Consider the following 23,141-nt stretch of genomic DNA (forward strand, 5'->3'; position numbering starts at 1 on the left):
GTTTAAATAACGTAAAACGATTTGTATTTTTTCATCAGCTGTAAATTTAGCCATAGAAAAACTGCACCTCCAATTGTTAGACTGTGTCTAACAATTGGGGTGCAGTTCATAATTCCTTACTCTTTTTGCTTCTATAGTGTGAATAATTGATTATCTTTCGTATTTAATTGTCGTTCTTTTTTTATTCTTATAGATCTTAGTACAATCCCAATTCCAAGAAATATAATAGTAGCAACGACTCCGCTAATAGGGTTTAACCAAAAATCACTGCTGTTAGTAAGTGTAATGATCCCTGTTATTGTAACTAAAACAGTAGGAACGGCATCTTCAATTGCATGCATGATAACGCATGGCCATACTGACTTTGTAAGTCTATATATTTCAACATACATAATAGACCAAGAAACCATAAGTATACAGCCTGATAAAAGCATATGTAACCTTGAAATAGATTCAAAATATTCATTTGGTAAAAAGACTAAATAATAAGCGGCATGCCAAAGAGCCCAAACTAAACCAGAAATAATATAAATAAACCAATCGTTTAACTTTATTTCAATGAGCTTAGGAGTTAAATAACCGCGCCATGAAAACTCTTCAAAAATATTTTTAATAAAGTTACCAATAGTAGACATGAATATGAGTGACAATAACGAATATATTTCAAAACTAGTTATGTTAGCTACTCCAAAAATAAGTGCTAAACTTATCGTTATTACTGTAACGAACGGATAAATTAGTATCGCAACGAAGTACCATTTAAAGTTTGCCTTCAAATTTAGTTTTATACCAAAATCATTCCAATCTCGGCTAATAACTCTAAGGAAAATACATGAGAGGAAAGGTAATATTAGCCACAGTCCCATGCCTAAAGAGTTTCCTTCAGGCTGATCTGTTAGAAAAGAATCTAGAATTACGCCAATCCAGCCACTTGCCAATACAATGAACACAAAAATAAGTAAATGTAACTTAATGGGTTTTCTTTTGGTAGCAGTCATTTTGAATAGACTCCTTTACTTTTATTTTTGTTTTTGTGATTTTAGTTATTTTATAAATGAAATAATAGATATCTAGAAAAGAAGCTGGAGAGTATGTAAGGGGAACTTAGTTAGATAGTATAAAGTCCTTTTATCAATAGAAAATAGCAGCTTTTGTATAAATCACTTTATTATATGTGTAGTTGTATGTTTTAGATGTTATATATTCTTATCATGTAAAAATATCATTTGAATTTCAATATTAGAAAGGTGAAAAGTAAGTTTTTTCAGAAAAAACAAATTAAGTCCTTGACTTTATAATTGGATTTTTAATACAATTATATTTCGACTGAAAAATTAGAACGGACAGGAGGGAATCATCTAATGAACAACATTTTTGAAGAAGAGTTACAAAAAATGAAAGATACATTACGTACGATGGATGATCAATTAGAACAGCTTGAAAAAATTCCAGTTTATTATGGCGATGATTTTAAAGAGCAAATTCTTGAAAGTATGAGGGAGTCTAATAGACAAAACTTACGTATTGGTGTACAAGAACCGTACTTTGGAAGATTAGATTTTCAAGAGGATGGCAAGGAAGAAGTTATGCCAATCTACATCGGTAAGGTAGGTGTTTCAGATAAAGATACGATGAAACCAATTGTAATTGATTGGCGGGCACCTGTCGCAAGTATGTTTTATTCATTTACCGGCGGTGATGAATTAGCGTTTTATCAATCACCAGACGGATTAGTAGAAGGTGATGTTTATTTAAAGCGAAACATCTCTATTCGAAAAAGAGAATTAGAACGTGTTGTTGATACATATGTAAAAGGAAATGAAGATGTCTCGCATGCTGATGATTTTCTTCTATATCGATTAGGTGAGAATAAAGATAATAAACTAAAGGATATTGTTTCGACGATACAATCGGAGCAAAATGATATTATTCGTGCGGAAAGAAACTTACCATTACTTATTCAAGGGGTTGCAGGAAGCGGTAAAACAACGATCGCTTTACATCGCCTTGCTTTTTTAATTTATGAATATCGTGAGCAATTAGAAGCGGAGCGAATGATTGTTTTCGCTCCGAATAGTCTGTTTTTAGACTATATTTCGAGTGTACTTCCTGAATTAGGTGTAGGGAATATTAGTCAAACAACATTTCCGGACTGGGCATTACGTACGTTAGATGATCCGGTGAAACTGAAGCAGACAGAAGAAAAGTTGAAAGAAGCATTTTCTATTAATCGTGATGAAAGAAAGGTTATGCTTGGTAAATTAAAAGGTACGCTAGAATTTAAGTCCTTTATTGAAGAGCAAATGTTTCAAATTGAAAAAGAACTAGTACCAACAAGTAATTTTGAGGCATGGGATAAAGCTGTTATTCCAGTGGAAGATATTAAAAAGTGGATGCAAGTCGAATATAAACACTATCCATTAAAGAAAAGAAGAGAACGTCTAGTCGGCCGAATGAAACGCTGGATTGAAATTGAACTGAAAAAGTATGGAGAAACAAACGAGAAAAAATTACTCAAAAAAGAAGCAACTAAAAGACTGAACACTTACATGAAGTTTTGGCCGAAAATGAGTGCTCTTTCACTGTATAGTTCAATATTAAAAAGTAAGGAAATACTCGAAGTATTACCTGAAGAACTTGTTAAAGAAACAGAAAAGAATTGTCGTAAAAAAGAAGTGTATGTAGAAGATTTACCTGCTTTAATATACATACATCACCGCATCACAGGTATTGAAATTGGACAAAAGTTTCATCACGTCGTTATCGATGAAGCGCAAGATTTCTCGCCTTTTCAAGTTTATGTATTGAAAGAAATTACATTAGGTAATTCTTTTACTATATTAGGTGATTTATCTCAAGCGATTTATGATTACCAAGGGATTGAAGATTGGAGTGCTTTTAAGGAAGTATTCCAAGAAACAGGCTATTATGAACTGACGAGGAGCTATCGTTCTACAAAAGAAATTATTGAATTTGCGAACGAAATAATTAAAAACGCTGAGATTCCAGTAGGGCTTGCGACACCAGTTTTTCGTAGTGGTGAAGAGGTCAAAGTAATTCAAGCAGAAGATCAATTTAATGAGATTATGAAGACGTTAAAACATTTACAAAATGATGATGTGAAAACAATTGCGGTAATAGGAAGAACAGACGATGAATGTCGCGATATATATGAGAAATTAACAAAGGCAAGAGTAGCTGTAAACGTCATTGAAGCAGATCAAAGTAAATATGAAGGTGGTATTTCAGTAGTACCTGTATACTTGGCGAAAGGGTTAGAATTTGATGCTGTTCTACTCATTGATGTTGATGAAGAACATTATAAAAATACGAAACACGATGCAAAGTTATTATATGTCGGATGTACGAGATCACTTCATGATTTATGGATTTTCCATAGTGGGGAAGCATCGCCTTTAATTAACGGATTAAAATAAAAATGAAACGCAAGAGGCTTTTCTAGTAACAAAAAGAAGGACCTCTTGTTTTTCCATATAAAGGTACGGGGAGAGAATAACTATGATTACAAAAGTAATAACAAAGAGAAACTGGGAAATCGCAAAGATAAATGGAGAGATTAATGAAGTTTCACTAAAAGAAGAGGGATTTATACACTGTTCAGTTTTAGAGCAAGCCTTAAACGTTGCGGAAAAATATTTCATTCATGAAGAAGATGTTTTATTACTGACAATTGATTTATCCTTAGTAAAAGCAGAAATAAAATATGAACTTGCCTCAAATGGTCAAAAGTATCCGCATGTTTACGGAGCAATTAATATAGATGCAATTATAGATGTTGTTCCATTGCTTAAGGAAAAAGGGGAATTTATATTACCAGAGTTACAAAGTTAAGCGTGTTATAAGTAAGCTAGAAAAGCACAAATTACAAATTTGTGCTTTTTATTATCCGTTTTTTGGTGAAATATTGTTGTTTTTGTCACACTAATACTGTACGACACATAGTATAAAACATATACTGTATGACATATAGTAATGAAAATGAGGTGAATACATGGATGCTTTATTAAATTCGTTAATTACTGAACTAAGAAGAGGTACATTAACATTAGCAGTTTTAAGCCAATTAAGAACGCCGCAGTATGGATATTCACTTGTCCAATTATTAGAGAAATCAGGAATCGTAATCGATCAAAGTACTTTATATCCACTACTTCGCCGGTTAGAAAAGCAAGAGCTAGTGACGAGTAGTTGGGATAAAACAGAGAGTAGACCTCGTAAATATTATGTTTTAACTGAATACGGATTAGAAATATTCCAGCAGTTGAGAAAGGAATGGATAAAGGATTCGAAAGAACTTTATAACTTATTAAAGGAGGAGGACAAGAATGAATTTGATTGATATTTATGTCGAGGAAGTAGCGAAGAGATTACCTGAAAAAAATCGTGAAGATATTATTCTTGAGCTACGGTCAACAATTGAGGATATGTTGCCTGATGATTATAATGAAGATGATGAAAAAAGGGTTCTTGAAAAATTGGGGAGTCCGGTTTCATTAGCTAATGGATATTTGGATAGACCGATGCATTTAATTGGACCGCGTTATTTTGATGTATATACGACATTATTAAAAATGATCATTCCAATTGCAGTTGTTATTGCACTCATTGCAATGGTTGCAGAAAATTTTTTAAGTTATACTGGTGATCAAGCAGTATTAAATGTTATTTTACAAGTAATAGGTAAAGGCATTGGAGAAATTTTTGAAGTAGCCCTCCATGTATTTTTCTGGTTAACACTCGTATTTGCTATTTTAGAAAGAACGGATAAAAACAAAGATACCGAGCCGTTGACGACAAGTTTAAAAAAGTGGACGCCAGATGATTTGAAAAACATTTCGCACATTCCGAAGAAAAAAGCAATCTCCAAGTTTGAAGTTTTTGGAGGGTTAATGTGGACGGCAATATGGGCTACACTTTATTTTTATGCGAATCATCTCGTTGGCGTATACAGTGGTACGGGAAGTGGATTGAAGTTTGTCGCGCCAACGTTTAATCAAGATGTGTTACTTCAGTATTGGCCAATCGTTGTGATGATAATTGTTTTTGAAATAGCTATATCTCTTTATAAGTTAGTACAGGGACAATGGACGAAAAGATTGGCAATCGGGAATGCTATTCTCCAAATAGCTGGAACGATAGTATTTATTATAATTGTAGTAAATCCGCACATATTTACCGATGGATTTATTACGTTTGTGGCAAATGTGTTCACTATTTCTCCGGAAGAACTTAAAAAGTGGCTAATTAGTGGGGGTATTCTCATTTACGTTTTATCTGCTGCATTAAACATTTATGATGGCTTTCGAAAAGCTAGTGTTCGTGTAACAAATAGGTAGTTAAAAAGAGAACGTATATGAAAGGAAGAAAACGATGATAAGGGAAGCAACGGAAAAAGATGTAATATACATTTTAGATATTTATAATGATGCGATACTGAATACAACTGCTGTATATACGTATAAACCCGTAACCCTTGAAAATAGAATAGATTGGTATGAACAAAAAAAGGCTGATGGTTATCCGATTTTTGTATACGAACTAGATAATAAAGTAGTAGGATTTGCAACATTTGGTCCGTTTAGAGCTTGGCCAGCTTATAAATACTCAATTGAGCATTCAGTGTATGTTCATAAGAAGTATAGAAAAAATGGAATTGGAACTTTTTTACTGAAGGCATTAATCACAATTGCAAAAGAAAGAGAATATATGACTTTAATTGCTGGAATTGATGCGGAAAATGAGAAAAGTATTGCTTTACATGAAAACTATGGATTTGTTCATGCAGGGACGATTAAAAAGGCTGGTTATAAGTTTAATAAATGGCTAGATTTAGCTTTTTATCAATTGGAGCTTAATGGTCCTAAAAATCCTTTAGAAGAATAGAGATTTTTTGTAAACATGTATCTTTTAGGTAGCAAGGAGTAATTCATGCTACCTTTTTTTATTGTAAAAGCCTATTTAATCTGCAAAAAAGGGGTTTTTACATTCTATATTGAATGATTAAAGGTGATAAAACGATATGAAATGAGGAATGAAAATGGAAACTGTCATTCAAAAAATGAAAGAGATACAATCTGATCATGTTGGAATAGCTATTTATTCTACAAAAAGCAATCGTATAGTTGCTTCATATAATAGTGAAATAAATATTCCGTTAGCATCGGCAGCAAAAGTAGTAATCGGATTTGTAGTAGCGCAAATGGTGAAGGAAAATAAACGTAATTGGCATGATATACTTCATCATGTTAAATTTAATCCAAATGAAGATAGTGCGCAGTTGTATCCACATTTACAAGGAAGAAGGAATTTAACACTTAGTAAAGCAGTAGAAGTGATGATAGCATGTCATGATAATTACGTTGCACAGTCAGTTGTAATGTACTGTGGTGGATGGGATGCTGTGAAAATGTATGTCCAAACGTATTTTTCAAAAATTCATATACAAGAGGACGCTAGAGATGAGAAAAATGTTGGAGAATTAAATGAAGTTCTTTCACTTTTAGTACATATTTTTCAAGGTTATAAATCAGAAGCAGAATTATGGGAACCAATTATTAGCGGCATGGTAAGACAGCAAGGTGAATATGAAGGAATACATTCATATCACTTAGCTCATATGACAGGTGGATTATCTACAGCTACAATAAATATTGGTATAATAGGAATATTTAACGAATTCCCGTTTCTTTATGTTATTGGGGGAAAAGATTTACCTAATCGACGTGAAAATAAAGAGGTAGATGAAGCTTTTGCAGTAGCTTTGAAGTACATATACAAAGAATATAGTGAAAGCATGCTAGGAGTGAGTAATTGAAAAGAAACTTAAAGACATCAACAATCATTATGTTAATTGTAACGATTATTGCTCTTGAAGTGGGTATCGCACTATACGATCACAATTTGTCATTAGATACTATTTATTTTGCAGCGATCCTCATTTGTATTGTATTACTTTTTGGTACACGTGTTTCTAAGAAGAAAGAGAGACGAAGAAAAACAGCTCTTTTATTTTGGCCATCTATTTTACTGTCTATCGCTTGTTTTGCAGTTATAAGTTACATAAGAATAGGCTATGTTTCTGTACCAGGTATAATTGGCTTTTCATGCTTTGTTATTTATGGTGGTTTCGTATTTATTAGTATTTTAAAAAGGAAAAGTAAAAATGAGAGGTAGCTTACTAAGTTGAAAGGAAGAGATATATGAAACGCATAGAGAATGGTACTCGCATAGAAGGAGAATATATAAAGAATAAAGTCATTCAATATAACATGTCTATTTTAACAGATGAAGCAAAACAGCCGATGGAACAAGTAAGTTTTGTTCTGAAAGATGAGGCTGGGAAAATCTTTGGCGGGGTAACAGGAACGATGTATTTTTATCATCTTCATATAGATTTTTTATGGGTTGATGAATCAGTTCGTCATGATGGTTATGGTAGTCAACTATTACATAAAATTGAAGATATTGCGAAGGAAAAAGGTTGTAGATTAATATTATTAGATTCATTTAGTTTTCAAGCGCCAGAGTTTTATAAAAAGCATGGCTACCGAGAATATGGTGTTGTTGAAGATCATCCGAAAGGGCATAGTCAACACTTTTTAGAGAAGAGGTTATAGTATTCGTGTTTTGCGAGAAAAGTGTTTTTTAAAAGCATCGCCAATAAGGCGATGCTTTTTTTAGTTTATAGAAACTAATCAATCTGATGCAATTATGCGAAGAAATAGTTCGATTCGTATTACAAGGATTTTCTTTTTTTACTATTCAAATAGCTTATTCATTAAATCTTGTATTTCACGTCTTCTTTTATCTGTTTCATCCTTATCAATTGTATACGTATCATCCTCTATTATAAGAACATCACCCTCTTTTGCAGTGGAAGGGAGTTTGGATTTAGGTACATCAATTGTTACGTTATTCACTTCAATAACTGCTAGTTCGCCTTCAAAACGGTCAATAATACCTCTCTTCATAATTATCTCTCCGTTCTTACAGAAATGTTAGAACCATCACTAGTAATAATTACAGTTCCATTTAAATCAGTTCTATATACTTTAACAGACATTGCATTTAACTTTGCTAAAGTTTCCTGAGTAGGATGGCCATATCGGTTACCTGCACCTGCACTGATTACAGCGATACTTGGTTTCACTGCATCTAAAAATAGCTGAGAAGAAGATGTCTTACTTCCGTGATGGCCAGGTTTTAATACATCGGATTTTAGGCCGGAACCATACGTTGCAACCATATCTTTTTCACTTTTAGATTCAGCATCACCAGTAAATAAGAAAGATTTGTTGCCATGTGTTACTTTTAATACCGCACTCCACTCATTTAGATCGTTACCGTATTCTTTAACAGGAGCTAAAAATTGTGAGTTTAAACCATTGATTGGTAAAGTTACTCCAGACTTCGCTTCTTTAATAGTTAACCCTTTGTTAGCTACTGCAGTTAAAAAGTCTTTAAACGTTTGTGTCGTATGACTTACTTTAGGTGCGTAAACGTTTTTTACGTTCATAGCATAAAGTACTTCATCTAATCCACCTACATGATCAGCATCAGGATGGGTGGCAATCATATAATCGATAGTTTGGAATCCTAATCCTTTTAAATAGTTTGCTACTACTTTACCTTTCCCGTTATTTCCGCCATCAATAAGAATCGTTTCTCCACTTGGAGATTTAATAAACGTCGCATCACCTTGTCCGACATTTATATAATGAACTTCTAACTCTCCTTTAGGCTTAGGAAGAGCCGGACGGAAACTAGGTTCTAATACACGAGCTAAAAATGCAGCGAACTGTTCACGAGTTACTTTTACGTCTGGACCAAATGTACCATCAGGAAACCCAGCTGTAATATTATTTTGAGCTAAAATTTTGACAAAATTGTAACCCCAATGAGTAGATGGAACATCAGGGAAATTGACGTCTGCACCTGTAGGTTGCAAATTAAAAGTTTTAACTAAAACTACTGCCATTTCTGCACGAGTTAATGAACGGTCAGGGAAATAGTTTGTTTCACGTTGTACAATGTTATTATGTGCTAACTTATGTACAGAATCATAGTAATAGATACCTTTGGCTACATCGGAAAAAATATGATTATAGCTAGATGGTTTTTCTAATTTTAATGATAAATCTAGCATTAAGGCCATTTGTCCACGAGTTACATCATCACCCGGTTTAAAAGTTCCTTCTGGCGTACCATTAATGATACCTTTATCCGATAAATAGTTAATTTCCTTAATTGCCCAATGATTAGATTGGACATCTGGGAAAGCTTTAGCACTTGTAAGATTTGGAATGAACAATGTTAAAATCATGACAAATGCTGTTAGTAATAAACTAAACTTTTTCAAAAAATCGCCTCACTTAATGTATTTTTTACCTTATTAACTTTACCATTTCTTACAAGTAATTCAAAGTTTAATAGGTAAATATTTTATTAGTTGTTTTGTATTTCCATAAATTCATTAATTTAAAATAATCTAACTTAATAGAGGAGATAGGAAAGGTATTAGAGAATTGTTTATATTGCAATTGTAAAATCTATATTGTAAATTTATAAAATCATTTATAATAATTTATAACATGTTAAATGGGAGAAAGAAAATGTATACATATAAATTACAAGATGAGAAACTAATCTGTTCAGAAAAATTAAAGAGGCTTTACGATTCTGTCGGTTGGTGGCCAGAAAGAAAAGAAATCGATATTCAAAAAATGTTAAAAAACAGTATAGCAATTGGGGTATGGAAAGAAAATGAGTTAATTGGATTTGCTAGAGTTGTGTCTGATGGTGTTTTTCGAGCGTACATAGAAGATGTTGTTGTGCATGAGAGTGTAAGAAATAAAGGTATTGGTGAGAAGATGCTTACAATGTTGCTTGAAGATATATCTCATATCAATATTGTGAGCCTATTTTGTGGAGAGAAACTTATAAAGTTTTATGGTCAACAGCAATTTCAAGCGACGAAACAAATTGTGATGCATCGTAATCAAATAGTGAAAGAATAAGAGGTGACAATTAGAATGATTGCGACAAGAGCGTATTGTTTATCGAAAAGAAAAGCGACAGAAGATTCTCCTGATGGTTGGAATGCAACATGTATGAGGCTTAATAATAAAATATTTGCGATATTGAACCATGAAGAAGGCGAAAAAGCGGCAATAACATTAAAATGTGATCCAGAACTTGCGCTAAGATTAAGAGAAGAGTATCCAGAAACAATCATTCCGGGGTATCATATGAATAAAAAACATTGGAATACGGTGTATATACATAAAGATGTGGAACAGGTGCAAATTAATAAGATGATTGATTGGTCGTATGATTTAGTTCTGCAGTCATTTTCAAAGAAAAAGCAGCAAGAGTTATTAGATTAATATGTATAAGGGGTGGGTGTATTGAAAGACACGATTAAAGATACATATGATAAATTAGCGAGTACATATAAAGAAAATCTAGATGTGGCAAATCCATATAACAGCTATTATGAAAGACCAGCGATGATGGAGATAATTCCAAAGAAATTAGAAGGGAAGAGCGTGCTAGATGCTGGGTGTGCAGCTGGATGGTATACTTCTCAATTTGTAGAAAGTGGAGCAAATGTTACTGCAATTGACGTAAGTTATGAAATGGTAAAAGCTGCAAAGGAAAGTATGGGTGATAAAGCAACGTTTCTTTGTCATGACTTGCAAGAAATATTACCGTTTGAAGACAATACTTTTGATGTAATTGTAAGTTCGTTAACCCTTCATTATTTAGAAAATTGGAATCAAGTATTTCAGGAGTTTCGTCGCGTATTGAAGCCAGGTGGAGAATTTATATACTCCATTCATCATCCTTTTATGGATTTTACAAAGTTTACTTGTAAAAATTATTTCGAAAAACAACTATTGGTAGATACTTGGATTAAACCAAATATTACAATAGAAGTTGAATTTTTTAGAAGGTCACTTCAAGACATTATTAATGAAACAACAAATTATTTTGTGTTAGAAAAAATGGTTGAACCGAGGCCCGTTGAAAAGATGAAAGAAGTAAATGGAAAATCTTATCATTATTTAAATACAAATCCACATTTTCTTATTGTTAAAGCAGTTAATAAATAGCTAGTAAAATGATTATATTTTACTAGCTATTTTGCAGTTTTAAATGATGAAATAGGAGTTTTGAAATGAATACGAAACGAAATAGATTACTATACGTAATGTTTACTATTCTTGTTATTATTTTAGGGCTTAGTTCAAGAAAGTTTGCTTTTGCGCTGCCGGCTCTATTAAATGATTATTTAGGTGATGCTTTATGGGCGTTAATGATTTTCATTGGATTTGGATTTTTATTTCCTAAAATAGAAACGAAGAAATTGGCTTTTATTAGTTTAATGTTTTGCTACGGGATTGAAGTGAGCCAATTGTATCATGCTGAATGGATAGATAGTATTCGTGCAACGACTTTAGGTGGACTTGTGTTAGGTTACGGATTTTTGTGGAGTGATTTGGTGGCTTATACAATTGGTGTTGGGGTAGGATTTCTTTTTGAGTTTATATTAACGAAGAATAAGCGATTTTAAATGGGGGTATTTATTATGGGGGATATATTGGAAATTGTGAATTTTTGGTTTGAAGATAAAGATGTCACAGCCATTGAAATAAAAGCAAACGTAACAAAGATTCATTGTAATAATAAATCCTATATTTTAAAGGAAAAGGGATCGATAAAACAGCTATTAGTTGAAATACATGTATTAGAACAGCTTGAGGAAAAAGGGATTAAAGTACAAAAATTAGTGAAAACGAGTAATAGTAAAAAGTATGTATTTTATAAAGAGAAGTATTATTGTTTGTACGAATATATTGCTGGAAGTGTACTTGAAATAAAAGATACAGAAAATCTGAAGGAGCTAGGAAGTACAATTGGAGAAGGAATAGCTAATTTACATCAAGCACTTAATTCGGTGAATAATAATGAGTTAGTAAAAAGAGATTTGTATACATTGGTATACGAATGGGCGTTACCTAATTTACAAAAGAATGAGCATGTTGATCAGGATGTAGTTCGAAAAATGAATCAAATACATTCAGATTTTAAGAAAACTATCACCTCTTTAAGAAAACAAATCATTCATCGCGATATGCACTTATCGAATGTGATTTTTAAAGATAATGAATTTCAAGGATTTATAGATTTTGAGCTTTTAGAAAGGAATGTTAGAGTATTTGATTTATGTTATTGCTGTACAAGTATTTTGAGTGAGTTACATAGTGATGAGGAATTAAGAGGGAAGTGGCAACATATCATTAGCAAAATCTTTGAAGGATATAATAAGCAAAGTATTTTAACGAGAGAAGAACTACAAGCCATTTGGTACGTTATGCTTTCAATTCAAGTTATCTTTATTACTTATTTTGTTCAGTTACCAGATTTACTAAAGTTAAATGAAGAGATGTTTTTCTGGATTTTTGCTAATAAAGAAACTATTGAAGAATTAATAGAAAGTAGTGTACAAATATGAAAAAAATAATATTAATAGGTTCTGGTGGTTCGGGGAAATCTACATTAGCAAGGCAGTTAGGAAATAAATTAAATATTAAAGTACATCATCTTGATGCGTTATTTTGGAAACCGAATTGGGAAGGGGTACCGAAAGAGGAGCAAAGAACGGTTCAAAATGAATTAGTTAAAGAAGATGAGTGGATTATTGATGGGAATTATGGTGGGACAATGGATATAAGAATGAACGCAGCTGATACAATTATTTTTCTTGATATTCATAGAACAATATGTGCTTATCGTGCTTTTAAAAGAGTTATACAACATCGGAATAAAACAAGACCGGATATGGGCGCGGGATGTAAGGAAAGATTTGATTTGCAATTTTTTAAATGGATATGGGAATATCCTAAGACGAAGCGACCTACAATTTTAAAGAAGTTAAATCAATTGAGTAAGGATAAAGATGTTATTATTTTAAAATCTACAAATGAAGTAAGACTATTTTTAGAGAAGTACAATGCTATAAATGGTTAGATTATAAAAAGAAATAACCTGGGGGTATAGAATTGGATAGATTTATTAGGCTAGTTGATTCTAATATGGTGAAAATTCCAGCAGGAAAAGTAGAATTAAGAGATGATCGAATAAAGAAAGAATGGAAAGTCCAAGTTAATTCGTTTCTTCTTGCAAAGTATGTTGTAACGATGGAATTGTATGATGCGATTACGAATCGTACATCAAATTTATCCAAAGATAAAAACAAACCAGTTGTAAATATCTCATGGAATGATGCCATTATGTTTTGTAATCTACTTTCAAAAAAAGCGGGGTTAAAAGAATATTATTCTATTAATGACGGTGGTCAAATTGTTAGTTGTAATTTAGATTCAAATGGGTACCGATTACCTTCAGAAGCAGAGTGGCAATATGCGTGTAAAGCAGGAACTAATGGATACATATACGGTGAACTGAAAAAGATTGCTTGGTATAATGAAAATTCAAACGGACAAATTCAAGACATCGGTAAAAAAGAACCAAATGCATGGGGACTGTATGATATGTTAGGGAACGTTTGGGAATGGTGCTATGATTTGTATGATGAAAAGGTGTATGGATCATACCGGATTTTTCGAGGTGGTAGTTGGGCTGAGGCAGCTAGAGGTTGCGGTGCGACTTGTCGTCGACGTAGCCATCCTACATTTTATATAGATGACCTTGGGTTTAGGCTCGCTAGGTCCATTTAGAAGAATAATAAGACCTGGGAGCATGGGAAATACCTGTAATCCTAATGACAAAATAGAAAAGATTTAAATTAAGGAGTGTTTAAAGTGGCACGTGTTTTATTCATTAATGCTGGATCAGAAGGACATATAAATCCAACGTTGCAAGTTGTAGAAGAATTAGTTTCGCGCGGAGAAGAGGTAGTTTATTTTTCAATAGAAGCTTTCAGAGAACGTATTGAAAAAACAGGGGCTATTGTAAGAACAATTGACGACCAAAGGTTTATAAAAGCATTTCTTTCCGGTGGCCGAAATTATTTGCAGGAAAGAATAAATGGCCTTCTACATACAGCAGATGTTATTATACCAAGTGTTCTTGAACAAATTGAAGGAGAATATTTTGATTATATGATTCATGATTCGATGTTTGGCTGTGGCCGTATAATTGCTCAAATTTTAAAGCTTCCAGCAATAAATTCCTGTACATCTTTTGCACAAGATGAAAAATCATTTAAACAAATGTTAGACCACCTTTCTAAAAATATCCCACTGGAAATTCAGAATAGAATACATAAAGATTTTCAAAACTTAACAAAAGGAATTGCAGAAAAATATAATGTAGAAATAAACTCACCATATGAAGTTTTTTGTAATCCAGCATCACTCACTATTGTGTATACGATTAAAGAATTTCAACCTTTTGGTGATATGTTTGATGAAACATATAAATTTGTAGGCCCATCTATTTCTTCACAAGTAAAAAATGAAGACTTTGATTTTACTTCAATTGAAGAAAAAAGCCCGATTTATATTTCGCTAGGCACTGTTTTTAATGAAGCGCTTGATTTTTATAAACTTTGTATGAAGGCGTTCGAGAATAGTGATCATACAATTGTGATGTCTATTGGTAATAAAACGAACATAAGTGATTTAGGTGAAATTCCTAAAAACTTCATTGTAAAAAATTATGTGCCACAAACGAAACTACTTGCATATACAAAGTTGTTTATTACACATGGCGGAATGAACAGTACACATGAAGGATTAAATAACGGGATTCCACTCATTGTAATTCCGCAAAGTGCAGATCAGCCAGTAATTGCAAAGCAAGTAGAGAATCTAGGAGTTGGGATTAAGTTATCTATGAAAGAATTAACTGTAGAACAACTACGTGAAAGTGTAGAACTTGTATTAAATAATCCATCATATAAAGAAGCTGCATTGCATTTGAAGGAGTCTTTCCGTAAATCTGGTGGCTATAAGGAAGCTACTAATGAGATTTTTACATTTATAGGTCAGTAATAAATGGAATATTATACATTAGAAGAGTGTCTATATGAAATGATATAGACACTTTTCTGTTATATGAAGCGGAGAATCAATTGTTTTGAAAGATTAAATATCTTGTTTTATAAATTCTAGCCATAGTTTTACATGTTAGTAATGCTTTCACAGTTTCTGCACAACTTCTGCACATACTTTGTTAATTTTTATGTCATGATATATTCGTTAAGTGAAATATTTCACATAAAAAGAAATATATTTTCACTGCGGTGTATGTATAAGTAACACATACATCGTTACAAGATTGTCTCTTGTTATTCTTTTACATCGAAGCCCACATTACACTACGAATTATAACAAGAAGGGGACAGGAACATGAAGAATCAATTTTTAAAACAACTACAAAACATGAAAATGAACAAAAAAAGTCTAGGAGCTGTTGCATTAACAGCTGGAATTATTGGCACGACACTTATTCCTCAAAACGCATACGCGCACGGTTTTGTTGAAAAGCCTGGCAGCCGATCTGCTTTATGTAGTCCAACCTATGGTGCACTGAATGTAAATTGCGGAAGTGTTATGTATGAACCGCAAAGCTTAGAAGCACCAAAAGGATTCCCACAAGGTGGCCCAGTTGATGGACAAATCGCTTCTGCAGGTGGTAAGTTTGGTGGTATTTTAGATCAACAAACAGCCGATCGTTGGTTTAAAAATACAATTACAGGCGGGGAAAATACATTTACGTGGAAATATACAGCGCCTCACTTAACGAGCAAATGGCATTACTATATTACAAAAAAAGGATGGAATCCAAATAAAGCGCTCACAAGAGCAGATTTTGAACCAATTGGAACTGTACAACATGATGGGTCTGCAGCCTCAAATCATTTAACTCACAAAATCAATGTACCTACTGATCGTAGTGGATATCATGTGATTTTAGCAGTATGGGATGTAGCCGATACAGCAAATGCATTCTATAATGTTATTGATGTTAATCTCATCAATGACGTAAAACCAGATACAGAGGCTCCAAGTATTCCAAATGGAATTAAGGCCCAAAAAGTAACAGCGAATAGTATAGAACTAGCTTGGAACAATTCTACGGATAATGTAGGGGTAAAAGGATATCAAATCTTCCGTAACGGAGAGATGATTGACACAGTACCGGGCACTCATTATATTGATAAAAAATTACAACCAAGCACGGAATATTCTTATACTGTAAAAGCGATTGACGCGGCTGGAAATGCTTCGAAAGAAAGTGCAAAGCTTACAGTAAAAACGGCAGTTGAGGCTCCCGATACAGAAGCACCAACACAACCAAAAGGATTACATAGTATGGGAACAACATCGTCAAGTGTGGATCTAATGTGGAGTCCTTCTGACGATAACATTGGTGTGGACCATTACGATATTTATAGAGAAGAAGAAGGATCAATGAAAAAGATTGCAACATCTAATACAACTTCTTATATGGATAAAAATTTACTTCCTAATACTACTTATAAATATGTAGTGAAAGCTGTTGATGTAGCTGGAAATGAATCTGTACAGAGTGATATATTCGTAATCACCACAAAAACTGAAAGCGCTTCATATGAAGAGTGGGATGCAAAGAAAGCATATGAAAAGGGAGATAGAGTTCTACACGAGGGAAAAGTATATGAAGCAGTCCAGAGTTATAAAGGAAATGGGGATCCAAACTGGATTTATGCTTTATCATTATGGAAAACAGTGTAAGCTTTACTAAGGTATGAACTAAGAGATAATGGGCTTTGATGCAAAAGGACATCTTGAGAATTCATTTTTCTATTAATAAAAAAGGGTAGTATATGAATACATAATGTAGTTTCATATACTGCCCTTTTTATTATGATAACATTTTCGTCATAAGTATATGCGGAATGCCATCTTCCATAAATATATCAGAAGAAGTTTGATAGTCTAATTTTTTATAAAATCCTTCAGCTTGTGTTTGACCGTGTAGCTTCACTTTTGTAACTTGTTTGCTACGAGCAATTTCTTCTAACGCTTGAATAATTACTTTTCCTAATCCATATTTGCGATAGTCTTTTAAAATACAAATACGTTCTAGTTTACCAGTGCCATCAACAAATCGTATGCGACCTGTACCAACGGGAAGCTCATTATAATAAACTAAAATATGTTTACATGTCTCACCAATTTCATCGAATGTATCGAATTCGTCTTCAAGAGGGACATTTTGTTCTTTTACAAATACTTCTTTTCGAATGTAGAAGGCAGTTTCTAAATCTGTAAGTTCTGTTATGAGTTTGGAGTGCAATTTGTTCAGCCCTTTCTAGTGTAATGTACTTTTATTTTCATAGTATATCATAATGATACGTAGTAAAGAGAAATATAAAAAGCTGACTGTAAGAGTCAGCATCCATTATAATTCCTGTATCCCGTTGTTTGTTCCAATAATCGCCTTACTAGTCATATTAACAAACAATCCGGTTTCAACTACACCAGTAATCATTTTTAAATGATTGTGTAAATTGGCAGGATTCGTTATGTTATGAGGGAATACACAATCAATAATCATGTTATTATTATCGGTTATAAATGTTTCATTATTTTTTAAGCGTAACGTTGTTTGACAACCTAAAGATTGAATTTTACTTTCGGTTTGTTTCCATGAAAAAGGTATGATTTCAACAGGTAATGGAAAAGTACCTAAATGCGTTACAAGTTTTGATTCATCAGCAATAATAAGTAGTTCTTTAGAGGAGGAGGCAACGATTTTTTCACGAAGTAATGCGCCACCGCCTCCTTTTATAAGGTGTAAATTTGAATCAATTTCATCCGCTCCATCAATTGTAAGATTAAGACTTTGTATGTCGTTTAATGAAATTAGTGGGATATTTAGCTGCTGTGCCAATGCTTCCGTTTCCTTTGATGTCGGGACGGCTTGAAATGATAGTCCTTCTTTTACACGTTCACCTAATTTTTCTATCGTCCAGTATACGGTAGAACCTGTACCAAGCCCAATCTTCATTCCATCTTTTACGAAAGTTGCAGCATATTCACCAGCGAGTTGTTTTAAATTCATCGATTTACTCCGCCGGGCGTGGTCCAGCATCAAGACCTGAATTTTCAACTGTAAGTACCGGACGAACTACTATATCCTTATGTACACGCATTTGACAAGATAATCGTAAATGATCTTCAATCCCTTTTTCTGTAATCGCATTTTTTTCATTTGCATTCGCTTCACAAAAATCACCTGCTATAATTTCTACTCTACAAGTTGTGCAACGTGCTTTTCCGCCGCAACGATGGAGTATGTTTACACCGTTGTCTTCAATTGCTAATACTAATTTTGTGCCTTCTTGTACATCAAAAGTTCCCGTACCTTCAATTGTTAATTTTGGCAAATTTGTTCCTCCTCACGTAAAATGGTACATAACATATTTATGACCGCGAATTATTGAACATAAACATAATTTTTTTATATGCCCCGTAACTTTTTTATTTGTTGAATCGTTAATTAAGTAAGCGCTGAAAAGGAGTGGTTATTTTGTGCACAAAAGTTACTCATATTTTAAAGAATCATATCGATATGAATCATTCAAATATAAATTTTTTAATTGAGCAATATGGAGAGTTAAAAAGATACTGTACTTTTTTAACGAAAAACAAATGGGATGGGGAAGATCTCGCCCAAGAAACAGTGTGTAGAGTACTTCAAAAATATAGAAATAAAGATATTTGTATGGCACTCGTCTATAAAATAGCAAGAAATCGTTGGTTAGATCAGATGAAATCTAAGTCTGTTCATGAAAAAATAAGAGAACAAATCACTTTTGAAGAGCCACAAGAGAATATTGCAGATTTGCATGAAATGGTAGGGAAAGTATTATCTTCATTAAATGTACAGCAATCCACGATTTTATTATTAAAGGATGTTTTTCAATATAGTATCGCTGATATTGCTAAAGTATGTTCCGTATCGGAAGGGGCAGTAAAAGCTTCTTTGTTTCGGAGTAGAAATAGGTTGAAAACTGTAAGTGAAGAAGGGATTGAGATAGTTGAATTCACAGATGATATGGAAGTTGTAGTGACGTCTATTCGAGAGGAGAGACCGGAATTATTAACGAAACTGCTTCCGACAATAGATTTTACTAAGTTACCATCTAAACAGCCAGTCTTATTATTTAATGTGAAACAATCCTCTTCCTACAGTTGTATGCTTTGCGCGGCATAAAAATTATTGGAGGGATTTAAAATGAATGCAATTCCATATGTAGTAGAACAAACAAAATTAGGAGAACGTTCCTATGATATATATTCAAGGTTATTGAAAGACCGCATTATTATAATCGGTTCAGAGATTAATGATCAGGTTGCGAGCAGTGTAGTAGCGCAATTATTATTTTTAGAAGCGGAAGATGCGGAGAAAGATATATTTCTGTATATTAATAGTCCTGGTGGCTCAACGACAGCGGGATTTGCAATATTAGATACAATGAATCTTATTAAACCGGATGTGCAAACGCTTTGTATGGGCTTAGCTGCATCATTTGGTGCCCTTTTACTATTAGCTGGTGCAAAAGGAAAAAGATTCGCGCTTCCTAATAGTGAAATCATGATTCATCAGCCACTTGGCGGTGTAAAAGGGCAAGCAACAGAAATCGAAATTACAGCAAAAAGAATATTGAAATTAAAGCATGACATTAATAAGATTATTGCTGATAGAACAGGACAGCCAATCGAAAAAATAGCACATGATACGGAAAGAGATTATTTTATGACAGCAGAGGAAGCTAAAGAATATGGGATTGTTGATGGGGTCGTTGAGAAAAAATAACATAAACCAGGCTAGAGAATATGCTCATTCTCTAGCCTGGTTTTTTAATCTTTAATCCATTCATCAACTAACGTTTGGTTCTTTTTAATCCATTTTCGCGCCGCTTCTTCGGGATCTTTCGTTTTATTTAACTCGACCATTAATGTACCGAGCTGTTCATCGTTCATTTTCCATTTGTCAAAGTATTTTATGATATCTGGATGATCTTTTTCGAAACCTTTACGAACAGAGTAATAAATGTCATCTTTTTCACCATATACTTTCTTAGGGTCTTTTAAATATTTTAAATCAAATTCTGAAAAGCCCCAATGCGGATTCCAAAGCGTAACAGCGATTGGTTTCTTTTTCGTATATGCTTTCTTTAGTTCACTCATCATCGCCGCTTCAGAAGATTGGACAAGTTTTAGTTTAATATCATATTCCTTCATCGCCTTATTTGTTAAATTCATTAGGCTGCTGCCAGGTTCAATTCCGACAATTTTATTATCTAGTTCATCTTTATGTGCATTTAGATCTTCAATGCTGTTTATGTTTTTTACATAAGAAGGGACAACTAAACCTAGTCCGGTTCCTTCATACCATTTTGATTTTAAGACAATATCATCTTTATAACGATCATTTAGTGGTTTATCCGTAACGGGTAGCCATACTTCTAAATTAGCATCAACATCACCGCGAGCAACACCAGTCCAAATTGCCGCTTTTTCTAAATACATAAGCTCAACTTTGTAGCCTTTTTGTTCTAATAGAACTTTCCACATGTTTGCTGTTGCAATGTTTTCTTTCCAACTTGTTACACCTAGTTTAATTTTTCCTTTCGAATTTGCATTTGTTGCATTACATGAAGAGAAAATCATAGTAATAAATAATGCAAGGCATATGAGCCATATTTTCTTTCTCATTAAAAACCTCCTAAGAAACGTTTGCTTTTTAAATAAATGTATAAGTAAGCATTCTTATTATGAACGGAAAAGAGAATTTTAAAGAAATCTTATAAATGTTATTTTTATGTAATATTTCTTTGCAAAATCGCAACACTATGTGAATAGATGGGTAGAAAAGGAGTAGTGACATGGATAATACAAAGGTACGTGTTGAAAACGTAACAAAAGTATTTGGGAAACACCCGCAAAGAGCGCTTACCTTATTAAAAGAAGGAAAAAGTAAATCGGAAATTTTGAAAGAGACAGGAATGAACGTTGGCGTAAAAAAGGCGACGTTCGAAGTATATACGGGAGAAATTTTCGTTATTATGGGATTGTCTGGTAGCGGGAAATCGACGTTAGTTCGTATGTTAAACCAACTGATTAGACCAACAGCGGGGCATATATACATAGATGGAGAAGATATCGCAACGATGGGCAAAGAAGAGTTGCGAAGAGTGAGAAGAACGAAGATGAGCATGGTGTTTCAGAAATTCGCTCTATTCCCTCATCGTACCGTTTTGCAAAATGTTGCATATGGGTTGGAAATACAAGGAGTTCCAGTAGAGGAACGAGAGAGAAAAGCGTTAGAGTCCTTGAAGTTAGTTGGATTAGACCATCATAAAGATAATTATCCAAGTCAACTGAGTGGTGGTATGCAACAGCGTGTCGGCATTGCGAGAGCGCTTACGAATGATCCGGATGTTTTACTTATGGATGAGTCATTTAGTGCATTAGATCCACTGATTCGAAAAGAAATGCAAGATGAACTGTTAGAATTACAAGATAAAATGGAAAAAACAATTATTTTTATTACGCATGATTTAGATGAAGCCCTTCGAATTGGTGATCGAATTGCGTTAATGAAAGATGGAGAAGTTGTCCAAATTGGAACGCCAGAAGAAATTATGATGAGTCCTGCGAATGAATTTGTAGAGAAATTCGTGGCGGATGTGAATTTAGGAAAAGTAATAACGGCGGAATCTATATTAAAACGACCAGAGACGTTATTAATTGACCGTGGACCACGTGTAGCACTTCAAATTATGAGAAATGCCGGCGTTTCTACAGTGTATGTTGTTAACAAAAAGTATGAGTTTTTAGGAATATTAACGGCAGATGATGCGAGTAAAGCAGTTCAAAAACAGTGGCCAATTGCTGATTTATTACTTACCGATATCCCACACGTGTATTTAGATACTTTACTGGAAGAAACGTATGCGAAAATGGCGGAGATGAAATATCCGTTACCAGTAATTGATGAAAAGAAAAGGTTAAGAGGAATTATTAAACGTGAAAGTGTCATTCAAGCTCTTGCAGGTAATATTGAGGAAGAGGTGAAAGACGATGAATAGTATACCACGTATTCCTTTAGGGGAATGGGTCGACTCATTTGTTGCAAGTTTATATGAGCACTTTGAAGGCTTATTCCGAGGATTCTCTTATATTATCGGCGGATTCGTTGATTTACTCACTAATTTTTTAACAATAATACCGGCTATATTGCTGATTATTATTTTGTGTTTCCTCATTTGGTACACAACGAGAAAAGTATCTTTAGTTATTTTTACACTGATCGGGTTATTATTTATTTTAAATATTAACTACTGGGCACAGACGATGCAGACATTAGCTCTTGTACTTACATCTGTTATTATTTCAATCATTGTAGGTATACCAATTGGTATTTTAGCTTCGCAAAATGAACGGTTTTCAAAATTTTTAAAACCGACATTAGATTTTATGCAAACAATGCCGGCTTTCGTATATCTTATTCCCGCGATTACATTTTTTGGAGTAGGTGTAGTACCTGGGATTATTGCATCAGTAATCTTTGCAATGCCACCGACAATTCGTTTTACTGACTTAGGAATTAGACAAGTTCCAGAAGATTTAATAGAAGCAGCGAATGCGTTTGGCTCTACCGCATCACAAAAATTATTTAAAGTACAATTACCACTCGCAACCGGAACAATCATGGCTGGTGTGAACCAAAGTATTATGCTCTCTTTATCAATGGTAGTAACAGCATCGCTTGTAGGAGCTCCAGGTCTTGGAGTTGATGTATACCGTTCTGTAACACAAGTTAATATCGGAATGGGATTTGAAGCCGGACTAGCCATTGTTGTCATTGCGATTATATTAGACCGCATTACACAAGGATTTCATCAAAAAAGAAGATAAACAAAAAACACACTTTATTATACAAAGTGTGTTTTTTGTTTGAATAAATTACATATGAACAATGAAAGAGCCGCCAGCTGACGCAAAAACTTGTTTTTTTATTTCATTGATTTAATTCTTCGATGAATAACGATATGTTTGTTTAATAGCGACTTTAAAATCTCTTCTTAAGTAGAG

28 protein-coding genes are annotated in these 23,141 nt (G+C 33.5%); 21 read left to right on the top strand and 7 right to left on the bottom strand.

Features of this window, described 5'->3' with window-relative positions; genetic code table 11:
• Nucleotides 1–131 precede the first annotated feature (131 nt).
• Nucleotides 132–998 (bottom strand): CPBP family glutamic-type intramembrane protease, encoded by an 867-nt coding sequence (locus tag ACTFRN_RS15690; protein WP_000127491.1) that lies wholly within the window; start codon nt 996–998, stop codon nt 132–134.
• Between the two features lie 363 nt (nt 999–1,361).
• On the opposite strand from ACTFRN_RS15690, the gene ACTFRN_RS15695 reads away from it, so the two are divergent.
• From ACTFRN_RS15695 to ACTFRN_RS15730, 8 genes are all read left to right on the top strand, one after another.
• Nucleotides 1,362–3,437, top strand: a complete 2,076-nt coding sequence (locus ACTFRN_RS15695; RefSeq protein WP_001059509.1) for a HelD family protein — start codon at nt 1,362–1,364, stop codon at nt 3,435–3,437.
• An 82-nt stretch (nt 3,438–3,519) separates the two neighbouring features.
• Nucleotides 3,520–3,852 carry a DUF952 domain-containing protein gene (locus tag ACTFRN_RS15700; protein WP_000629063.1) on the top strand — a complete coding sequence of 111 codons (333 nt, stop codon included), beginning with the start codon at nt 3,520–3,522 and terminating at the stop codon, nt 3,850–3,852.
• 160 nt (nt 3,853–4,012) lie between these two features.
• On the top strand, nt 4,013–4,360 hold the full coding sequence (locus tag ACTFRN_RS15705) for a PadR family transcriptional regulator (RefSeq protein ID WP_000339349.1): 348 nt from the start codon (nt 4,013–4,015) through the stop codon (nt 4,358–4,360).
• Nucleotides 4,347–5,357, top strand: coding sequence for an HAAS signaling domain-containing protein (locus ACTFRN_RS15710; protein WP_001048849.1), 1,011 nt, complete (start codon nt 4,347–4,349; stop codon nt 5,355–5,357). Before ACTFRN_RS15705 ends, ACTFRN_RS15710 begins: the two co-directional genes overlap by 14 nt.
• A 34-nt stretch (nt 5,358–5,391) precedes the next feature.
• Nucleotides 5,392–5,904, top strand: a complete 513-nt coding sequence (locus ACTFRN_RS15715) for a GNAT family N-acetyltransferase (protein ID WP_000617503.1) — start codon at nt 5,392–5,394, stop codon at nt 5,902–5,904.
• 154 nt (nt 5,905–6,058) lie between these two features.
• Entirely contained in the window at nt 6,059–6,835 is a 777-nt protein-coding gene (locus tag ACTFRN_RS15720) for a serine hydrolase (RefSeq protein WP_088106744.1), read from the top strand.
• Nucleotides 6,832–7,194: a hypothetical protein gene (locus ACTFRN_RS15725; protein WP_088106745.1), complete on the top strand. Its 363-nt coding sequence runs from the start codon at nt 6,832–6,834 to the stop codon at nt 7,192–7,194. Before ACTFRN_RS15720 ends, ACTFRN_RS15725 begins: the two co-directional genes overlap by 4 nt.
• A gap of 26 nt (nt 7,195–7,220) precedes the next feature.
• Entirely contained in the window at nt 7,221–7,637 is a 417-nt protein-coding gene (locus ACTFRN_RS15730) for a GNAT family N-acetyltransferase (RefSeq protein ID WP_074567962.1), read from the top strand.
• Nucleotides 7,638–7,778: 141 nt separating this feature from the next.
• Here ACTFRN_RS15730 and ACTFRN_RS15735 read toward each other — a convergent pair whose 3' ends face one another.
• A complete protein-coding gene (locus tag ACTFRN_RS15735) occupies nt 7,779–7,991 on the bottom strand; it encodes a DUF3006 domain-containing protein (RefSeq protein ID WP_000820164.1) in 213 nt (70 codons plus the stop codon).
• 2 nt (nt 7,992–7,993) lie between these two features.
• On the bottom strand, nt 7,994–9,379 hold the full coding sequence (locus ACTFRN_RS15740; RefSeq protein WP_014893649.1) for an S-layer homology domain-containing protein: 1,386 nt from the start codon (nt 9,377–9,379) through the stop codon (nt 7,994–7,996).
• A gap of 253 nt (nt 9,380–9,632) precedes the next feature.
• Between ACTFRN_RS15740 and ACTFRN_RS15745 the strand changes: the two genes are divergently transcribed.
• From ACTFRN_RS15745 to ACTFRN_RS15785, 9 genes are all read left to right on the top strand, one after another.
• Nucleotides 9,633–10,037 (top strand): GNAT family N-acetyltransferase, encoded by a 405-nt coding sequence (locus ACTFRN_RS15745; RefSeq protein WP_074567963.1) that lies wholly within the window; start codon nt 9,633–9,635, stop codon nt 10,035–10,037.
• 15 nt (nt 10,038–10,052) lie between these two features.
• Entirely contained in the window at nt 10,053–10,406 is a 354-nt protein-coding gene (locus ACTFRN_RS15750) for an MmcQ/YjbR family DNA-binding protein (RefSeq protein ID WP_000562184.1), read from the top strand.
• Between the two features lie 21 nt (nt 10,407–10,427).
• Nucleotides 10,428–11,135 carry a class I SAM-dependent methyltransferase gene (locus tag ACTFRN_RS15755; protein ID WP_088106746.1) on the top strand — a complete coding sequence of 236 codons (708 nt, stop codon included), beginning with the start codon at nt 10,428–10,430 and terminating at the stop codon, nt 11,133–11,135.
• A 65-nt stretch (nt 11,136–11,200) separates the two neighbouring features.
• Entirely contained in the window at nt 11,201–11,596 is a 396-nt protein-coding gene (locus ACTFRN_RS15760) for a DUF2809 domain-containing protein (protein WP_074567965.1), read from the top strand.
• Nucleotides 11,597–11,611: 15 nt separating this feature from the next.
• Nucleotides 11,612–12,538, top strand: coding sequence for a phosphotransferase enzyme family protein (locus ACTFRN_RS15765; protein WP_074567966.1), 927 nt, complete (start codon nt 11,612–11,614; stop codon nt 12,536–12,538).
• Nucleotides 12,535–13,053, top strand: coding sequence for a DNA topology modulation protein (locus ACTFRN_RS15770; protein ID WP_074567967.1), 519 nt, complete (start codon nt 12,535–12,537; stop codon nt 13,051–13,053). The genes ACTFRN_RS15765 and ACTFRN_RS15770 overlap by 4 nt, the downstream gene beginning before the upstream one ends.
• A gap of 65 nt (nt 13,054–13,118) precedes the next feature.
• Nucleotides 13,119–13,763 carry a formylglycine-generating enzyme family protein gene (locus tag ACTFRN_RS15775; RefSeq protein ID WP_049111478.1) on the top strand — a complete coding sequence of 215 codons (645 nt, stop codon included), beginning with the start codon at nt 13,119–13,121 and terminating at the stop codon, nt 13,761–13,763.
• An 84-nt stretch (nt 13,764–13,847) separates the two neighbouring features.
• The gene (locus tag ACTFRN_RS15780; RefSeq protein ID WP_088106747.1) at nt 13,848–15,041 is read left to right on the top strand and encodes a macrolide family glycosyltransferase; all 1,194 of its coding nucleotides are present in this window, start codon (nt 13,848–13,850) and stop codon (nt 15,039–15,041) included.
• A gap of 357 nt (nt 15,042–15,398) precedes the next feature.
• Entirely contained in the window at nt 15,399–16,766 is a 1,368-nt protein-coding gene (locus ACTFRN_RS15785; protein ID WP_088106748.1) for a lytic polysaccharide monooxygenase, read from the top strand.
• A gap of 130 nt (nt 16,767–16,896) precedes the next feature.
• Here the strand turns inward: ACTFRN_RS15785 and ACTFRN_RS15790 are convergent, their stop codons facing one another.
• The 3 genes from ACTFRN_RS15790 to ACTFRN_RS15800 all read right to left on the bottom strand — a co-directional run bounded on the left by ACTFRN_RS15790 (nt 16,897) and on the right by ACTFRN_RS15800 (nt 18,424).
• Nucleotides 16,897–17,331: a GNAT family N-acetyltransferase gene (locus tag ACTFRN_RS15790; protein WP_014893650.1), complete on the bottom strand. Its 435-nt coding sequence runs from the start codon at nt 17,329–17,331 to the stop codon at nt 16,897–16,899.
• Between the two features lie 105 nt (nt 17,332–17,436).
• Nucleotides 17,437–18,099, bottom strand: coding sequence for a ribose-5-phosphate isomerase RpiA (gene rpiA / locus ACTFRN_RS15795; RefSeq protein WP_049111464.1), 663 nt, complete (start codon nt 18,097–18,099; stop codon nt 17,437–17,439).
• Between the two features lie 4 nt (nt 18,100–18,103).
• On the bottom strand, nt 18,104–18,424 hold the full coding sequence (locus tag ACTFRN_RS15800; protein ID WP_049111462.1) for a 2Fe-2S iron-sulfur cluster-binding protein: 321 nt from the start codon (nt 18,422–18,424) through the stop codon (nt 18,104–18,106).
• A 143-nt stretch (nt 18,425–18,567) separates the two neighbouring features.
• Between ACTFRN_RS15800 and ACTFRN_RS15805 the strand changes: the two genes are divergently transcribed.
• Nucleotides 18,568–19,254 (top strand): RNA polymerase subunit sigma-70, encoded by a 687-nt coding sequence (locus tag ACTFRN_RS15805; RefSeq protein WP_049111461.1) that lies wholly within the window; start codon nt 18,568–18,570, stop codon nt 19,252–19,254.
• A 21-nt stretch (nt 19,255–19,275) separates the two neighbouring features.
• Complete coding sequence (gene clpP / locus ACTFRN_RS15810; RefSeq protein ID WP_001992188.1) at nt 19,276–19,857, top strand: ATP-dependent Clp endopeptidase proteolytic subunit ClpP; 582 nt, start codon at nt 19,276–19,278, stop codon at nt 19,855–19,857.
• A 44-nt stretch (nt 19,858–19,901) separates the two neighbouring features.
• Here clpP and ACTFRN_RS15815 read toward each other — a convergent pair whose 3' ends face one another.
• On the bottom strand, nt 19,902–20,759 hold the full coding sequence (locus tag ACTFRN_RS15815) for a glycine betaine ABC transporter substrate-binding protein (RefSeq protein ID WP_001227648.1): 858 nt from the start codon (nt 20,757–20,759) through the stop codon (nt 19,902–19,904).
• 170 nt (nt 20,760–20,929) lie between these two features.
• Here ACTFRN_RS15815 and ACTFRN_RS15820 point away from each other — a divergent pair, with 170 nt between their 5' ends.
• On the top strand, nt 20,930–22,135 hold the full coding sequence (locus ACTFRN_RS15820) for a quaternary amine ABC transporter ATP-binding protein (RefSeq protein ID WP_000370623.1): 1,206 nt from the start codon (nt 20,930–20,932) through the stop codon (nt 22,133–22,135).
• Complete coding sequence (locus ACTFRN_RS15825) at nt 22,128–22,964, top strand: ABC transporter permease (protein ID WP_001084758.1); 837 nt, start codon at nt 22,128–22,130, stop codon at nt 22,962–22,964. Before ACTFRN_RS15820 ends, ACTFRN_RS15825 begins: the two co-directional genes overlap by 8 nt.
• Nucleotides 22,965–23,141: the final 177 nt, after the last annotated feature.

The sequence above is a fragment of the Bacillus cereus group sp. MYBK245-2 genome, assembly GCF_051916145.1.
Classification (GTDB): domain Bacteria; phylum Bacillota; class Bacilli; order Bacillales; family Bacillaceae_G; genus Bacillus_A; species Bacillus_A pacificus.

Excerpts from the sequence above, each read along its gene's own strand:
- ACTFRN_RS15690 (WP_000127491.1), bottom strand. The coding sequence starts at position 998 with ATGACTGCTACCAAAAGAAAACCCATTAAGTTACATTTACTTATTTTT.
- ACTFRN_RS15695 (WP_001059509.1), top strand. The coding sequence starts at position 1,362 with ATGAACAACATTTTTGAAGAAGAGTTACAAAAAATGAAAGATACATTA.
- ACTFRN_RS15700 (WP_000629063.1), top strand. The coding sequence starts at position 3,520 with ATGATTACAAAAGTAATAACAAAGAGAAACTGGGAAATCGCAAAGATA.
- ACTFRN_RS15705 (WP_000339349.1), top strand. The coding sequence starts at position 4,013 with ATGGATGCTTTATTAAATTCGTTAATTACTGAACTAAGAAGAGGTACA.
- ACTFRN_RS15710 (WP_001048849.1), top strand. The coding sequence starts at position 4,347 with ATGAATTTGATTGATATTTATGTCGAGGAAGTAGCGAAGAGATTACCT.
- ACTFRN_RS15715 (WP_000617503.1), top strand. The coding sequence starts at position 5,392 with ATGATAAGGGAAGCAACGGAAAAAGATGTAATATACATTTTAGATATT.
- ACTFRN_RS15720 (WP_088106744.1), top strand. The coding sequence starts at position 6,059 with ATGGAAACTGTCATTCAAAAAATGAAAGAGATACAATCTGATCATGTT.
- ACTFRN_RS15730 (WP_074567962.1), top strand. The coding sequence starts at position 7,221 with ATGAAACGCATAGAGAATGGTACTCGCATAGAAGGAGAATATATAAAG.
- ACTFRN_RS15735 (WP_000820164.1), bottom strand. The coding sequence starts at position 7,991 with ATGAAGAGAGGTATTATTGACCGTTTTGAAGGCGAACTAGCAGTTATT.
- ACTFRN_RS15745 (WP_074567963.1), top strand. The coding sequence starts at position 9,633 with ATGTATACATATAAATTACAAGATGAGAAACTAATCTGTTCAGAAAAA.
- ACTFRN_RS15750 (WP_000562184.1), top strand. The coding sequence starts at position 10,053 with ATGATTGCGACAAGAGCGTATTGTTTATCGAAAAGAAAAGCGACAGAA.
- ACTFRN_RS15760 (WP_074567965.1), top strand. The coding sequence starts at position 11,201 with ATGAATACGAAACGAAATAGATTACTATACGTAATGTTTACTATTCTT.
- ACTFRN_RS15765 (WP_074567966.1), top strand. The coding sequence starts at position 11,612 with ATGGGGGATATATTGGAAATTGTGAATTTTTGGTTTGAAGATAAAGAT.
- ACTFRN_RS15770 (WP_074567967.1), top strand. The coding sequence starts at position 12,535 with ATGAAAAAAATAATATTAATAGGTTCTGGTGGTTCGGGGAAATCTACA.
- ACTFRN_RS15775 (WP_049111478.1), top strand. The coding sequence starts at position 13,119 with ATGGTGAAAATTCCAGCAGGAAAAGTAGAATTAAGAGATGATCGAATA.
- ACTFRN_RS15785 (WP_088106748.1), top strand. The coding sequence starts at position 15,399 with ATGAAGAATCAATTTTTAAAACAACTACAAAACATGAAAATGAACAAA.
- rpiA (WP_049111464.1), bottom strand. The coding sequence starts at position 18,099 with ATGAATTTAAAACAACTCGCTGGTGAATATGCTGCAACTTTCGTAAAA.
- clpP (WP_001992188.1), top strand. The coding sequence starts at position 19,276 with ATGAATGCAATTCCATATGTAGTAGAACAAACAAAATTAGGAGAACGT.
- ACTFRN_RS15815 (WP_001227648.1), bottom strand. The coding sequence starts at position 20,759 with ATGAGAAAGAAAATATGGCTCATATGCCTTGCATTATTTATTACTATG.
- ACTFRN_RS15820 (WP_000370623.1), top strand. The coding sequence starts at position 20,930 with ATGGATAATACAAAGGTACGTGTTGAAAACGTAACAAAAGTATTTGGG.
- ACTFRN_RS15825 (WP_001084758.1), top strand. The coding sequence starts at position 22,128 with ATGAATAGTATACCACGTATTCCTTTAGGGGAATGGGTCGACTCATTT.